This is a genomic window from Actinacidiphila acididurans (assembly GCF_016918855.1).
GTDB classification, from domain to species: domain Bacteria; phylum Actinomycetota; class Actinomycetes; order Streptomycetales; family Streptomycetaceae; genus Actinacidiphila; species Actinacidiphila acididurans.
In genome coordinates this window covers 46,062-59,985 of sequence record NZ_JADKYB010000010.1, presented here as the reverse complement: position 1 = coordinate 59,985, position 13,924 = coordinate 46,062, and the positions used below count along the sequence as shown (strand labels likewise).

Annotated in this window: 10 protein-coding genes and 2 pseudogenes; 5 read left to right on the top strand and 7 right to left on the bottom strand. The window is 67.2% G+C overall.

The genetic code is table 11. The features are described 5' to 3' along the window. Window positions 1–180: 180 nt before the first annotated feature. Window positions 181–723, bottom strand: a complete 543-nt coding sequence (locus ITX44_RS19610) for a helix-turn-helix domain-containing protein (protein ID WP_205358597.1) — start codon at window positions 721–723, stop codon at window positions 181–183. A gap of 194 nt (window positions 724–917) precedes the next feature. On the opposite strand from ITX44_RS19610, the gene ITX44_RS19605 reads away from it, so the two are divergent. Continuing rightward, window positions 918–1,397, top strand: a complete 480-nt coding sequence (locus ITX44_RS19605; protein ID WP_205358596.1) for a helix-turn-helix transcriptional regulator — start codon at window positions 918–920, stop codon at window positions 1,395–1,397. 303 nt (window positions 1,398–1,700) lie between these two features. On the opposite strand, the pseudogene ITX44_RS41200 reads toward ITX44_RS19605, so the two are convergent. From ITX44_RS41200 to ITX44_RS19585, 4 genes and pseudogenes are all read right to left on the bottom strand, one after another. Next, window positions 1,701–2,119 (bottom strand): annotated as a pseudogene (locus ITX44_RS41200) (transposase); the annotation flags it as partial. Window positions 2,120–2,174: 55 nt separating this feature from the next. Then, window positions 2,175–2,684 (bottom strand): annotated as a pseudogene (locus ITX44_RS41195) (DUF4158 domain-containing protein); the annotation flags it as partial. A gap of 145 nt (window positions 2,685–2,829) precedes the next feature. Continuing rightward, entirely contained in the window at window positions 2,830–3,762 is a 933-nt protein-coding gene (locus ITX44_RS19590; RefSeq protein WP_205358593.1) for a DUF3825 domain-containing protein, read from the bottom strand. A gap of 211 nt (window positions 3,763–3,973) precedes the next feature. Further along, window positions 3,974–5,170, bottom strand: a complete 1,197-nt coding sequence (locus ITX44_RS19585) for a DGQHR domain-containing protein (protein WP_205358592.1) — start codon at window positions 5,168–5,170, stop codon at window positions 3,974–3,976. A 284-nt stretch (window positions 5,171–5,454) separates the two neighbouring features. On the opposite strand from ITX44_RS19585, the gene ITX44_RS19580 reads away from it, so the two are divergent. Together ITX44_RS19580 and ITX44_RS19575 are read left to right on the top strand one after the other, a co-directional pair. Then, window positions 5,455–6,459, top strand: a complete 1,005-nt coding sequence (locus ITX44_RS19580; RefSeq protein WP_205358591.1) for a recombinase family protein — start codon at window positions 5,455–5,457, stop codon at window positions 6,457–6,459. A gap of 847 nt (window positions 6,460–7,306) precedes the next feature. Next, on the top strand, window positions 7,307–7,768 hold the full coding sequence (locus ITX44_RS19575; protein ID WP_205358590.1) for an HNH endonuclease: 462 nt from the start codon (window positions 7,307–7,309) through the stop codon (window positions 7,766–7,768). 144 nt (window positions 7,769–7,912) lie between these two features. Here ITX44_RS19575 and ITX44_RS19570 read toward each other — a convergent pair whose 3' ends face one another. Continuing rightward, window positions 7,913–9,289 (bottom strand): IS1380 family transposase, encoded by a 1,377-nt coding sequence (locus ITX44_RS19570; protein ID WP_205358589.1) that lies wholly within the window; start codon window positions 9,287–9,289, stop codon window positions 7,913–7,915. Window positions 9,290–9,427: 138 nt separating this feature from the next. On the opposite strand from ITX44_RS19570, the gene ITX44_RS41190 reads away from it, so the two are divergent. Both ITX44_RS41190 and ITX44_RS19560 read left to right on the top strand, forming a co-directional pair. Then, window positions 9,428–9,727, top strand: coding sequence for a hypothetical protein (locus ITX44_RS41190; RefSeq protein ID WP_236061105.1), 300 nt, complete (start codon window positions 9,428–9,430; stop codon window positions 9,725–9,727). A gap of 190 nt (window positions 9,728–9,917) precedes the next feature. After that, window positions 9,918–13,289: a type ISP restriction/modification enzyme gene (locus ITX44_RS19560; protein WP_307795374.1), complete on the top strand. Its 3,372-nt coding sequence runs from the start codon at window positions 9,918–9,920 to the stop codon at window positions 13,287–13,289. A gap of 61 nt (window positions 13,290–13,350) precedes the next feature. Here the strand turns inward: ITX44_RS19560 and ITX44_RS19555 are convergent, their stop codons facing one another. Then, complete coding sequence (locus tag ITX44_RS19555) at window positions 13,351–13,740, bottom strand: hypothetical protein (RefSeq protein ID WP_205358588.1); 390 nt, start codon at window positions 13,738–13,740, stop codon at window positions 13,351–13,353. Window positions 13,741–13,924: the final 184 nt, after the last annotated feature.

Here is a 13,924-nt window from a genome sequence, read left to right as displayed (position 1 = left end):
CTGCGACGGGTGGCGCATCGCGCTGCACACGCGGCAGGTGCTCGGGTCGTGTTCGGGGCTACAGTTCTGATTCACGGTGCCTCAGTTCGCCTAGTGGTTGAGGTTCCGGGGCGCCGGGGACGGCGATCAAGGCCGGGCTGGGGCCCGTCGTCCCCCGGTGTCGTCCGCCGGTGCGGTCGCTTACGCGCTGCGGGCCTGGACGGTCTCCGCCAGCGGGCGCACGGCTGTCATCTCGCTGATCTCGCAGATATTTCGACCGGTGAAGGTCACCCGGGCGCCTCCGCCGTTGAACGGGACCTCCCTGGCGTACGCCTTACGTTTGAGCTGGAGAGCCGACCAGGGCAGGAACGTGGCCGCCTCCTCGGGGGTGTAGTGGAAGAACGAACCCTCCGGCGTGCCCGGATACGGCACGGCGCGACTGCCGGTCTCCGTCGCGGCCGACGCGGGCCGCTGCTCCCTCACTCCTTCATGAGGTCGCGAGTCCTTGGCGGCGTCCACCGGCCGCCTCTCCTTCATGGCCACAACTTCTCCTCGGGTGATGTCGACCACCGGGACGGCCAGTGCCTCGGCCAACCGGAGGGTCAGGTCATCTCCGGCGCCGGCGCGCCCCCGCTCGATGCGCGAGAGCTGGCTCGGTGACGTCTGCGCGAGCCGGGCCAGGCGCCGCAGGCTCAGACGCTGACCGTGCCGCAACGCTCGAATCGCCGTTCCGTTCAGTGTCATGCTCGGTAACTGTACGTAGACTGCGCGTAATCAGGGGGATTTCGGGTACTTCTGCGTTCAGTTTCTGCGCATTCACCCGAGTGGCCGCACTCGGTCGATGGGCGTACCCCTGGCACCCTCCCTGCAACGAATGCGCCCATCCGCGCTGTTCGTGCGCCCCTGATGTTGCAGGGGTGTGGGGCATGATGAGGCCCATGGACAGGAACTGGGCCCGCCTCGGCGAGACGCTGAAAGCGGCACGGTCCGAGCACGGCATGGAACAGCAGGACGTCGCGGGGCGGATCGGCGTGAAGCGCGGCGCCCTCCGCAACATCGAGCGGGGCGCCATTGTCAAGGTCACGCCCACCGTCCTCGCCTACGCCCGGCTGGTGGGGTGGGCGGAGAACTCCGTCGAGCGTGTCCTCGACGGTGGTGACCCCGTCCTACGCGAGGATTCCGGGCCGAATCAGGCAGTCGTGCCCGAACCGGCAGCGGAGGCATCGGACCTGTCCATCCGCGTACAGCAGGCGCTGAGGGAAGGCCCGCTGATCGATTCCCGCGTAACCGAGGTGACCACGCCGTCCGGGCGCGTGAAGGCGACGATTGTGGTCCGAGGAGAGGATGGCACCCCAGCGGACCAACTACTCGCCGTTCTCAGGTTGTTGAAAATCGACGTGACCATAGAGGGTTCATAGTTAAAATCGGGGCCCGCGAATTTAGTAAGGGGTGATGCGTCCCCCATGGAGCTCGTAACGCGATCTTGTACGGCAGCGTGGCAGTCGGGGTCCGCAGTCTTACGGTGTGGACACCGGGCTCAACTGTGTGGAAGACGGCTGGGACATCCGCTCGATGCGTGGGATCGGCATTGGCGAGATGATCACCGGCAGCGTCCTGCGACTTTAGAGCAATTCGAACCGAGTTGAGGTTCACAGAAGCTTCTATATCTCGTCAAGCCCCGCGGTAGCCGTTGCGGCGTTGTTGAGGTGTCGGTAGAAGCGTCAGGCGAGGTAACGCTTGAGACAGCGGCGGATCTCGCGGTCCGTTTTGCCCTCAGTGCGTCGTCTTTCGGCGTAGGCGCGGGTTTGGGGGTGGTGCACCATACGGACCATGGCGATGACGTTCGGGGCACGATTGAGGCGCCTGTCGCCGCCTCGGTTGAGTCGGTGGCGGGTGGTGTTGCCCGAGGAGGCAGGAAGTGGACTCACTCCAGCGAGGGCGGCGAACGCGGCTCATTGCGGATCCGCCCTGAATGGGACCAGGCGACCAGAACCGTGGCAGCCGTAACGGGGCCGATGCCGGTTTCCTCGAGCAACTCGGCAGCAGGGCTGGCATCGACGAGCCCGCTTATCCGGTCCGCGTTGTCCGCGATCTCCGCGTCGCCGCGGTCCAGCCCCAGCCCCCGCCCGCGCCAGGCGGCCGGCGGCCTCGGCGACGGCGCGCTCGTCGGCCTGGTGCAGCGCGGAGCGGATGACCGTGTCGACCTGGGCCGCGGTCGGCGGCTCGATCATCTCCGCGCGCATCTGCCGCAGCAGCTCGGCCCGCACCTGCTCCTCGCGCCGCTCGTCGTGCCAGATCACGTCCACCAGGTGCGAGACGAGCTTGACCAGGTCGGTCTTGGCGCACTCGTGCCAGCCGATCAGATCCCGCAGCTCGCTGCGGTGCCGCTTGGCCGCGCGGGAGGTGAAGTCGTAGAAGGCCAGCTCGGACGCGGCGACGCCGACCTGCTTGGCGACGGGCTCGACCGCGTCGGGCGGCAGCTCCAGGCGCATCCGGGGAAACCGGCCGCGCCAGGTCAAGAACTTAAGCTGAACGGCGAAGCCCAGCCTCGTGGCGCCGGTTTTGTTCCGTAACCAGCCCGACTCGTCACCGTTCAGAGTGAAGTGGTCCACCACCCCGTCCAGACCCAGATCCCGCCCCACTGCACAGCCCCTTCCGTCACTCCCGTACCCGGTATCCGGGCTGGACAGTAGAGGCGACGCCATACGGGGGCGCGGGTATCGGTGAAGCGCCCTGGCACTTCGGACGGGCCTGGTAGAAGCGCGGTCGGCGGCGCTGGCCGGGGCGGCCGGGGACGCGACAGTCCCCCCCGCCCACCAGTGACCTTCCCCGACAATGAGCCAAGACCGGTCACTGCACCTCATCGTCGGCAGCGGGTTGCAGCCAGTCGCTGTCGGGGCGCGCAAGCAACCGGGCGTTGTTGTATGCCATCGCAGTGGTGAGGACGGTGTGGCCCCGGTAAAACTCCCCTTGCCGGGAGACCACCAGGGCAAGGTCCACCACGCCGGCGTCGAGGAGGGAGAGCGGGAGCAGGAGCTGGACCGTGTCCTGCGCCGGGTACCACGTGGGGACTGCCGCCTTGTAGTTGCGGAGGACCCGCCCCTCCGCTCCGTCGATGGCCCCCTTCAAGGCCATGCGCGCAAGGTGGGGACTGCTCTGGAGAGATGTGGGGAACCGGGCAAGGTTTCCCTGGTCGTCGAGGATGTGGTCCACACTCACGACGAGTTCCCGACGCCAGTCGTAGATGTAGTCCGCCGGGCTCTCGGTGTACGTCACGAAACCGGGGCGCAGGGAGGGCGGAAAGTGTTCCATGAAGTCACGCTTGCTCTCCAAGCGCCAGTCGACGAAGGCCCATGGCTGGCTGTCGGGACGGTCGTTGCGCCGGAAGAGCCCGTAGATCGTCTCCTGCCGATGAGTCGCCAGTCCCGTGTTGAAAGCGGAATAGGAGCCATCGGCGCTTGTCGAGATTTTGCCCTGCTGGTGTGCACGCTCGAAAGTCCACCGGATGTAGTTACGCAGGATGCGGTTGCCGCCCGGCGGCTCCCCCTCCCGCCCATCCCAGTTCTCGGGCTCTGCCATGTCGGCCAACCGGTCGAAGATGTCGGGGTCACCGATGCCGTCGCGGAGACTGGCTCCCGATCTCACGTACCCCATGTGCGCGTACTCGAAGAGCGCGTTGCCAGACAGGCCCGATACACGGGGAGGCCGTGCCCCGGACGATGGCGTCGATTGACGGGCGAGGTCTGCCGGTGAGGGGAAAGAGTGCGTCTCGCTGGTAGTCATAAAACCTCTCTAACGTGTATCGCATGGAGTTGCCCCGGTTCTCCCCATACCGTTGGAGCGGCTCGGGGCGGCCGGGGCTTCGGTTCTTCCTGCTGGATGGCGTTGGGCGAGCCGACGATCAGGATGATCGAGGCTCAGCCGCAGTCCGGGGCGTCCAGGCCCTGCGGGCGACGTCGCGGCGGCTGCACACATCGCGCCGCCGCACCAGGCATCAGAGCTGAATGGTCTCCGCGGGCGAAGGCAGACGGCTCTGGATGAGCAGGCTCAGCCGCCGCCTGCCGGCGTCCCCGCTGAATCCGGAAGCGACCGAGCCCACCCTCCAGAAGTCGGCGCCAGAGCGGGTCGACAGCTGGCCGTCGTTGTCAACGGACTCGCCCTCAAGGGTGGGCAGATCCTTCATGACCTTGGCGTACTCGGAGGGCTGGCCGAGCCCCCCTCCGTTGCTGCGGACCACTTCGATCACCTGCGGCAGCACTCGGTGGAGTGCGACGGCCCCGCTGCCCTTCTGGAGGACGAAGTCCTGAGCTTCGTCGAAGGGCTCGGGCATGACCTGCTTGATCCCAGACCAGTAGGCGTTGAGGACGGCTGCCACGATCGAGGCTTCGGCACGCTTGAACGACGGCATATCGAGCACCGGCTTCAGGGACCGGGCGAACTGTGGTTTGGGAATCGTTACACCGTCACCCCTGGTCTTGCGACGGTTGGCCTCCTGGAAGCGCCCCTGCCAGGGGCCGGTCAGCTTTTCCAGCTCGTCAACAACTGCGTAGGCGCGGGTGATCCAGTCCCGGTCCTCGGCCGCGAGCATCTCCCGAAGCTCCGGGTCTTCCTCTGCCATCTTGGTCAGAAGCTGCCAGGCAAGGTCGGTCTTGACGCTGGCCGCGTTGGTGTTCACCTCGTAGAACTCCCGCATCTCCTCTCCCGGGTCGAGCCCCAAGGTGAGACTGATCGGAACGGGGAAGTCCTCGAAGGCTTCCTGCTCACTGAGCAGCTGGTTCAGGCCGCCCGCCCGGTGCTGGCCGTCGTAGATCCACAGCGACACGTCGTTGGTGAACTCGATGCGGCCGGTGCCGATCCAGTTGCCGCCTTCGAGTACAGCGTTCTCGTATCCCTCCTGATCGTCGTCCACAACGACAACCACTCGCTCTTCGTCCATGTCGATCTTGCGGATGTTGACGAGCAGGGGGTTCGGCATTCGCCCCTTCTTCTCGTCGTAGTAGCGGGCGGCCTTGCGCACTCGGGCGGTGACAGGCGCCCGCTGGTAACCCTCGCTGGTGTCCGGGTCGAAGATGTCGACCTCTTGGTGCTCCGACACCGTGAAGGCGTCGGCGAACGCCTGAAGCATGCGGGTCCCCCGCTGCACACACAGCGCGCCTGCGATCTGGATCGTCGCCAAAGCCTGCTTGCTCATACCTCTCCCATCCCACATGGGCGCCCACGCCGAGTACCAATCAGATCTAAATATTGGATCTGACTGACAGGATCTGTCAAGTAGATCTGATTTTGCGAATCTGAACGTCAGATCTGGCGACGCCGACCTCTTCGCTCATCTCTCACAATCGATCCTTTGCCGGAGCAAGATCGGAAACGGGCCGCCGGAACCGCACTGAACCGGGATCGGCTCTCAGAACACGTTCTCACGCAGGGACGGGTCGGAACCCCTTTTGAGAACTGCATTGTGCGAAGATCCCGGGTATGACGGACCCTCACGACCTCCCGCCGGCGGACGCCGACGACATCGAGCGCCACCCCTGCCCGCGCTGTGGCGTCCAGCCCGGCTCGCCGTGCCGCTCCCGCGGCGGCGCAGTCGCCGGCGCCTACCACACCGGCCGCTTCACGAAGGTGGCCCGACTGGCGAAGCTGCTGCGCGTGCCCACCCCGGCCGACCGGGGACCGGGCCAGCCGTGGCGGCCCGGCACCCCTCCCCCGGCCCCGGCCGTCGAGGACACCCCGAGCGCCGACATCCGCATCGGCTACGCCCGCTGCTCCACCTTCGGTCAGGAACTCGACTCCCAACTGGATGCGCTCACCGCGCACGGCGTCCCCCGCGACAAGGTCTTCGCCGAGAAGATCAGCACCCGGGTGCGGGTCCGCCCCCAGTTCGAGGAAGCGCTGCGCACCGCCCGGGAGATCAAGGCCCACGCCCCGCACTGCCGGGTCATCATCACGGTCTACGAGATGAAGCGCCTCGGCCGGGACGCCGCCGAACTCACTGCGCTTGCCGACCATCTCACCGCGCACGGCCTGGTCCTGGAGATGCTCGCCGGTCCCCTGCCTGGCATCTACGACCCCACCGGCCCCGGCCGGCTGCTGTTCGCGTTCTTCGCCGCGATGGCGGAGACCGAGCGGGAGAACATCCGCGAGTCCACGCTGGAGGGACTCGACATCGCGGCCCGCAAGGGCAAGCACGGCGGCCGGCCACCCGTCATCGCCGACGACATGCTGCACACCGTGCTGCGGCGCCGCGCGGGCGGCGAGTCCGTCGAGCAGATCCAGCCCGATCTGATCATCCCCACTGGCAAGCGCAAGGGACAGAACCCTTCCGTCGCGAGCGTCTACCGGGCACTCGCCGAGCACGCCAAGCGTGAGGCGTACCCCGAAGCGGTCAAGGCGGCGCACGCCGACTTCGCCGCCCTCCAGGCCAGCGGTCTCCCCAGCCCGCGTAAAGTGCAGCCGGAGACCGGCGATCCGGTCTTCTGACCGTCAGCCGGAGCCATCTTGCCCCGAGATCGCCGCTGGGATTCCGAAGCTCTGAGCTCCTGTCAGAAGCGCGCCGTAGAGTGCCTTGGTGATCCGCTCTGGCAACACAATCGAACGCGACGGCGAACCGGGCACAGGGCCCTGTGAGGGATGCGGCAACCCGCTCCCCACAGGCAAACGCTCTGACGCCCGCTACTGCAACAAGGACTGCTACTGGCTCCGTCGGCGCGAGGAGCGCGCGTCGAGCAAGGAGTCGCGCGAGTGCGTCGCCGGCGACTGCCGCAACATGTTCTTCCCCCGCAGGACAGATCAGGTCTACTGCTCGAAGACCTGCGCGAACAGAGTAGGTTCCCGTCGCGCTCCATCAACGGCCCGACGTGTGGAACGAGAAAAGCAGGAACGCCGCCAGCGCCGCAAAGGACGCACCTGCGAGGGCTGCGGTGGGTCTCTCCCCGAATCCCTCAAGGCCGACGCTCGGTTCTGCGGCTACAGGTGCCGCACCGGGCACGGTCTCACCGAGCCTCTCGAAGACTGCGTGTGGTGCGGGGGTGCCATCGCTGCGGAGCGCGCAGCGAACGCGATCTTCTGCTCGGACGGCTGCAACGACGAGTCCCGCAGCGCCGCCCGTCTCCACCTTTCTCGTACTGACTACCACGCCCTGATCAAGAACCGACGTTGCCCGGAGTGCAACGAGCCAATACCCGAGAGCTCGTCCATCCGCGCCCGCTTCTGTCCAGGCCGTCACTGCCTACAGCGGTTCAACACACGTCGATGGGCGAGCGCCAACCGGGAGCGCGTGAGGGAACACGGCCGCGCTAGTTCCCAGCGTCGACGCGCACGCCTAGCGATGACCGTCGTCGAGAGGTTCAGCACCAAGGAGATATTCGAACGCGACGGCTGGACATGCCAGATCTGCCGCGACCCGGTTGAACCGGCCGCGCAGTGGCCCAACCCCTGGAGCGCCAGTCTGGACCACATCGTTCCCTTGTCGAAGCACGGCCATCACACCCGTGCCAACGTCCAGCTCACCCATCTGCTGTGCAACCTACGCAAGGCAGCCAGGATCGTCGGTGGCGATACCGCGATCCTTCGTACCAACGAACAGCTCGCTGCGCAGCACCGAGAAGGACCGCTTGAGCAAGCAGATCCCGTAACCAGCGGCCAGATCAATCTCACGGATAGCCGCTGCATCGATGTTCCTGCTGACGCTGACCGCATCCGATGCGAATACGTGCGTCCTTCGGTCCGAAGACTACTGGAGGGTTACTTGTTAGCTGGTTCGTCGCTCGTTAACCGCGATCTTGCATGACGGTTCGTCGGTTTCTTGGGCGGGCCGTTTCTCTGTTGTGGGCTGGTTGTGAGAATGGTGGTGGCCCGGCTGTCGGGTCGGGTAGGCGCCGGGTTCCACTGCTCCGGTGGGGTGATGCTGTCCGCGGGGACTCGAGGGCGCTGGTCAGCCGGGATTCGGCAGGGCGTGGAGCCGGTCGGCCGCTGCGGTGATCACGTGGGTCCAGGGCCAGTGCGCCGCGAGGCGGAGGTAGCGGCGGCGGCCGGTGGTGACGAGTTGTGCGGCGGCTGAGAACAGGCGGAAGCGAAGCTTCTTGGGTTCCCAGCGGCGGGTCTTGCCGGTCAGGGCGAGCATCGGCATCCAGGCCAGCAGGTCCAGAGCGAGTTGGACGATCTCCAGCCAGATCTGGTTCTGTGCGAAGCCGTGGGGCGGGAGGTTGCGCAGGCCGGTGGAGCGGGCGTCTCGGATGCGGTCCTCGCAGCGGGCGCGCTGGCGGTGGCGCAATTCGAGCCCGGCGATCGCCTCGCCGGGAGTGTTGGTGGCGAAGCAGGTCAAGCGCATGCCGTCGGCGTCGGTGAAGCGGAGCTGGGCGCCGGGGTGCGGGCGCTCCTTGCGGACGATCAGCCGCATCCCCTTCGGCCACCCCTTCAGGCAGTCCCCGCCGATCTCGGCCACCCAGGCGCCGTCGCGGACCTCGCCGCCGGGCTCGACGGCCGGGGTCCAGGCCGAGTCCGGGGCCTGGAGCACAGCAGCGTGGATGGCGTCGGTGATGGTCATGCCGACCGAGTACGACAGCCGCCGGCCCCGCGCCGTCAGCCAGTTGACGAAGTCGTGGGTGCCGCCGCCGGAATCGGTGCGGACCAGGGTGGCCCGCCCGCGCCGGAACCTCTTCGGGAGCTGAGCCAAGGCCATTTGGGTGGCGGTGATGTGGTCGGCGGCGGTGTTGCTGCCCGCGTTCCCCGCTCGCAGCAGGCCCGCCACCGGCTCACCGGCGCCGCCCGCCCCGTGGTCGACGAACCCCATGATCGGATGGTGGCCGAACGTCCGCTTCCAGGTCGCCGCGGCGTCCTGCTTGTCCGAGTGCGCGATCACCAGCACCCCGTCCAGGTCCACGATCACCTGTCCGCCCTGCTCGGGGGCGGTGTCCCCGGCCAACGCCCAGACATGTTCACGGACGTGGGCGCGAGCCTGGCGGATCGCGGCCAGCGCGCGCTTCCCACTGCCGGCAAGCGTGTCGACCAGGCGGGAGACGGTCGGGTCGGAGGCCACCGGCCCGAACACCGCCGGCTCGGCCCGCAGCATGGCGACATCGGACAGGCAGTCCCCGCCCAACGCCACCGCGAGCCCCACATCGAGCAGGATCTTGCCCGGACCGTGCACCGACCGCTGCTTTCGCCACGGCGCCAACGCCGCTGATATCGCACTGTCCAGCCCGGTCTTGCGGACCGTCTCCGCCAGCAGCACGGCCCCAGCCTGGGAAACCACTCCCCGGCCACCGCCCTCGACCCGGACACGCGGGTACGACCCGGTACTCTTCTTCACCTGAGGAGTGCAGCTTCCCTGACGACGACATGGACCCTGGACAAGTCCCATCGTCCCAGGTCAGATGCGCTCCTCGCTTATTTGATCAAGCATCGGACACCCGCAGTCGCGAAAGCGCGAGGTTAACGGCACCCCTTCGTGGGCGCCCCGTGGTGGGTGGTCGCCATCGCCGTGGTGCTCGCGATCGTGACGCCTGGCACGATCCTCTTCGTCCAGGCCGTGGTCCCCCAGGACTCCGAGCACAAGCGCGACCTCTGGCTGGCCATCATCCGGTTCCTGGAACGCCGCCGGAGGCGCAGGTGGACCAGCCGGAACCGCCAGTGCGCAGCCGCCGACGCCACCGGGGCGTCACAGCACCGACGAAGGGCCCTCCGGTCGCGACGACCTGGGGCTCCTTCGGCGGTCGCCGTGCTGGAGCCCGGCGGCGCCCTCCAGTGACCTCTCTCGCCACAACCCGGGGGTATGAGCTGACCTCAAAGCCGGCTCGACGTGACCTCCCGCGCCGCCGTGGCGGCCCGCCCGCGCTGGAGGCGTTACTGGCCTCCGATGCGGTCCGCGCAGTGGATCTTGCCCTGCGACCTCAGTCCCGGATGTCCGTCCCGGACCTTGCGGGCGAGGATGCTCATAAGTGATCATCTGCCTTTCAAGTACCAAGTATTGGGGGCGGGTTGTGAGGGGATCGGAGTATGGCTGGCTCACGGAGGCGGTGTCGGACTTCGGGAAGGCATGTAAGGACAGGCTGAGTGGTCCCGGCAGTCCGGAGGCAGTGATACGTCGCCCAATCGAAGACCTCCTGCAGACGGCTGGTCGCCGTTACGGGCTGAAGAAGGTCCTGTGGCATGACGAAACCCGGCTTGATGAGCTCGGCGTACGCCCGGACTACGCGGTGGAGGTTGACGGGGCGATCATCGGCTACATTGAGGTGAAGAAGCCCGGGCTGAACATCGACCCGGAGTCTTTCACGGGGCAGAACAAGCGCCAGTGGGAGCGGCTGCGTGATCTGCCGAACCTTCTCTACACCAACGGGACCAGTTGGCGGCTCTTCCGCGGGGGCAGGGAAGCCCGGGAGCCGGTTCACTTTGAGGGGTCCCTCAAGAGCGCGGGCAGCAAGTTGTCCCTGCCAGTGCCCGCCGACCTGGACGGTCTGCTGCGCACTTTCCTTGGTTGGGGGCCGGAGCCCATCCGGTCCGTGTCGGCTCTCGTTCAGCGGATCGCGCCGTTGTGTCGGCTGCTGCGCGCCGCGGTCCTGGAACAGCTTGCCGCCGAAAAGAAGGCTATGAAGGCGGGCGCCAGTCCGAGCAAGCTGCCGTTCACCGGTCTGGCTAGGGACTGGCGCAGACTGCTGTTCCCCACAGCGGACGACGCCACCTTCGCCGACGGGTACGCGCAGGCTGTCACGTTCGCGCTCCTGCTCGCCCGTACCGAAGACATCACCCTGACTGGCACCTCGCTCCACGAGGTCGGCAGGCAGCTGCATGCCGGGCACTCCCTGATGGGCAAGGCTCTCCAGCTGTTCACCGACAACGTCAACGATCGGTTCGAGGTGACGCTCGACCTCCTTGTCCGGGTCGTGGCCGCCGTCCAGTGGGACCCGATCCGCAAGGGCCGCAAAGACGCCTACATGTACTTGTACGAGTCGTTTCTGGAGGTATACGACGACCAGCTGCGGCAGAAGAGCGGCTCGTACTACACGCCGCGCGAAGTGGTGGAGGAGATGGTCCGCCTCACTGACGACGTGCTGCGTACCCGGCTGGGCAAGGAGGAGGGCTTCGCCGACCAGAGCGTCTTCACCGTCGACCCGGCCATGGGGACAGGGACGTACCTGCACGCGGTCATCGAGCGCGTGGCCCAGCGAGCTGCCGAGCGGTACGGCCCCGGCATACAGGCCGAAGCCATCGGCGACCTCGCGGCCCGCCTGGTCGGTTTCGAACTGCAGATGGGCCCTTCCGCAGTCGCCGAACTGCGGACATCGGACCTGCTGAAGAAGTACGGCGCGTCCCTGCCTGAGGACGGGGCGAATCTCTACGTGACCGACACTCTGGACAACCCCTACGTCAAGGAGGAGGCGATCGCCTCCACCTACGGGGCGATCTCGGAGTCCCGGGACCGTGCCAACAAGGTCAAAGCCCGTGTGCCCGTCAACGCCGTCATCGGGAACCCGCCCTACGGCGAGAAGGCCGAAGGCCGGGGTGGCTGGGTCGAGCGGGGCGCGGAGGGCAAGGGCAAGCCGCTGCTGGACGACTTCCGCCTCACGGGCAACGGCCGCTACGAGCACGTGCTGAAGAACCTGTACTACTACTTCTGGCGCTGGGCCACCTGGAAAGTCTTCGACGCGCATCCCGAGGACCAGCACGGAGTGGTCTGCTTCATCACCCCCAGCGGCTTCGTCAGCGGACCCGGAGGCCGGGGCATGCGCGCCTACCTGCGCGAAACCTGCGACGAGGGCTGGATCATCAACGTCTCTCCAGAGGGCCACCGCCCGGACGTTGCGACCCGCATCTTCCCCGGTGTCGCCCAGCCCCTGGCGATCTGCATCTTTTTACGCCGTGCGGGCACCGACCACACCCGGCCGGCGGTCATCCACTACCGGGAGGTGCACGGCCGGCGCACCGAGAAGTACCAGCAGCTCAAGGACATCCGTCTGGACGACGACACCTGGCAGGTGGCCCGCACCGACAGCAGTGCCCCTTTCACTCCGGCGCAGTTGGACTGGGACGCATATCCGCTGCTCAATGATCTCTTCCCCTGGGGGAGCCTCGGTGTCACAACGAACCGGGGCTGGGTACTGTCGCCCGGGCGGCAGATCCTCCAGCAGCGCTGGAGCACACTGATCGGCGAGGAGGATCCCGAGCGGAAGGCGGAACTGTTCAAGGAAACCCGCGACCGGACCCTGGGCAAGAAGGTCGACGCTCTGCCGGCCCGCAGCCCCCACGCCGTGCCGATCGGACTGGAGGCGGCTCGACGTCCTGAGCTGACGCGCGTCGGTCGGCGGAGTTTTGACCGGCAGTGGCTGATCGCGGACCGACGGGTGATCGACTTCCCACGTTCCGAGTTGTGGGAGGCGCTGCTTCCAGGGCAGGTCTTCCTCAACCAGCAGTCTTCTCATCCGATCGAGTCCGGTCCGGCCGTCGTCGCCACCGCCTTCCTGCCGGACACTGACCACTTCAACGGGCGCGGGGGCCGGGTACTGCCGATGCTCCACCCAGACGGCACCGGCAACGTACCTACCGGACTGCTTGCCGTCCTGGCCTCCCGGCTGGGGCTCGCCAGGGTGACCGTCCAGGATCTGGCCGCGTACGTCATAGCCGTGACCGGCCACCCAGGATTCACGAAGCGCTTCAAGGAGGAACTCCTCACCCCCGGAGTACGGGTGCCGCTGACCAGTGATCCCATTGCGTGGGAAGAAGCGGTGCGGCTCGGCGAAGAGGTCCTGTGGGCCTCCACGTACGGCGAAGCGTTCGCCGACCCGGAAGCCGGACGTACGCCTGGTTCCATCACCTATGTGCCCGGTGACCCTCGGCAGATCCGATACCTGACTCCCATCGGCAGCGCAGTCCCGCATGAGATGCGCTACGAGGCCGCTACGCAGACCCTCCACCTTGGCGCCGGATCCTTCGGACCCGTGCCCGAAGAAGTGTGGACCTACGACGTGGGCGGGATGGGCATCCTAAAGAAGTGGTTCGGCTACCGCAAGGCGCGTCCGGACAGCAAGAGGTCGAGCCCTCTTGACGACATCCCCGCGGGGCAGTGGCCGAGCGAGTGGAGCACCGAGCTCATCGAGCTGCTCACGGTGTTGCGCCGCCTGGTCGAGCTGGCTTCTGTGCAGAAGTCTCTGCTGGAACGGATCCTCGCCGCGCCTCTGATTACAGAGGAAGTCCTCAAAACCACGGGGGTCCTACCAGTCGCCGACAAGGCCCGCAAACCACGCCGCTCAGTCACCTTCGACAACTTCGAAACGACGGGCGACGTCGGCGGCCAAAGCGACACCGCCGGAGAGTGACGGTGCCGGCGGCCAGGGCCGCCGGCACGTCCCCGTCACACCCTCCCCTGCCTGTCCCGGGTCAGGTCGGGTCGAGGTGAGCGAGCGCCTGGTCCAAGGACCAGGCGCCTTGCGCGAGCTGGCGCAGGCTGTGCGGCACCGCACTGACCGGGTCTCGGCGTCGTAGCTCGTCGGCAAGCGCAGATACGTCGACCAAGGTCGCTGCGAGCTCGTCTCGCTCGGCGGCCAGGTACGCGACCACCCCGAGCTCAGTGATCGACAGGTGTCCCTCGGCTACCGTCACCTGCCTGGTGTTGCATAGTTCCTCGATATCCGCACGCAGTCGGCACTCATCCAGACCGCGCGCGGCAGCCGACGCGGGCTCGGCGTCCGGGTGCGGGAAGTCCGCGAGAGCAAGATGCCCAAGCAGCTGTTTCTGGGAGGACGTGAGCGGGGGGATGTATACGGGCATGGCGGCGGTCCTCGGCCTTGGGGAACATCGGTACCTCGTCGAGCACGCCGAGGTCTACCAGGAGGACCAGGACGACGGTGACGCCCTGGTCCGTCTGTCCGCAGCGCAACCGAACGGCCGCCCAGGGAGCCGCGACCCAGCCCGGAGAACGCCGCGTCATCTCATCACCCGCGAACCACCATTT

What these genes read in the sequence shown, in the direction of transcription:
- ITX44_RS19610 (WP_205358597.1), bottom strand. Translation starts at nt 723, where the DNA reads ATGACACTGAACGGAACGGCGATTCGAGCGTTGCGGCACGGTCAGCGT.
- ITX44_RS19605 (WP_205358596.1), top strand. Translation starts at nt 918, where the DNA reads ATGGACAGGAACTGGGCCCGCCTCGGCGAGACGCTGAAAGCGGCACGG.
- ITX44_RS19590 (WP_205358593.1), bottom strand. Translation starts at nt 3,762, where the DNA reads ATGACTACCAGCGAGACGCACTCTTTCCCCTCACCGGCAGACCTCGCC.
- ITX44_RS19585 (WP_205358592.1), bottom strand. Translation starts at nt 5,170, where the DNA reads ATGAGCAAGCAGGCTTTGGCGACGATCCAGATCGCAGGCGCGCTGTGT.
- ITX44_RS19580 (WP_205358591.1), top strand. Translation starts at nt 5,455, where the DNA reads ATGACGGACCCTCACGACCTCCCGCCGGCGGACGCCGACGACATCGAG.
- ITX44_RS19575 (WP_205358590.1), top strand. Translation starts at nt 7,307, where the DNA reads ATGACCGTCGTCGAGAGGTTCAGCACCAAGGAGATATTCGAACGCGAC.
- ITX44_RS19555 (WP_205358588.1), bottom strand. Translation starts at nt 13,740, where the DNA reads ATGCCCGTATACATCCCCCCGCTCACGTCCTCCCAGAAACAGCTGCTT.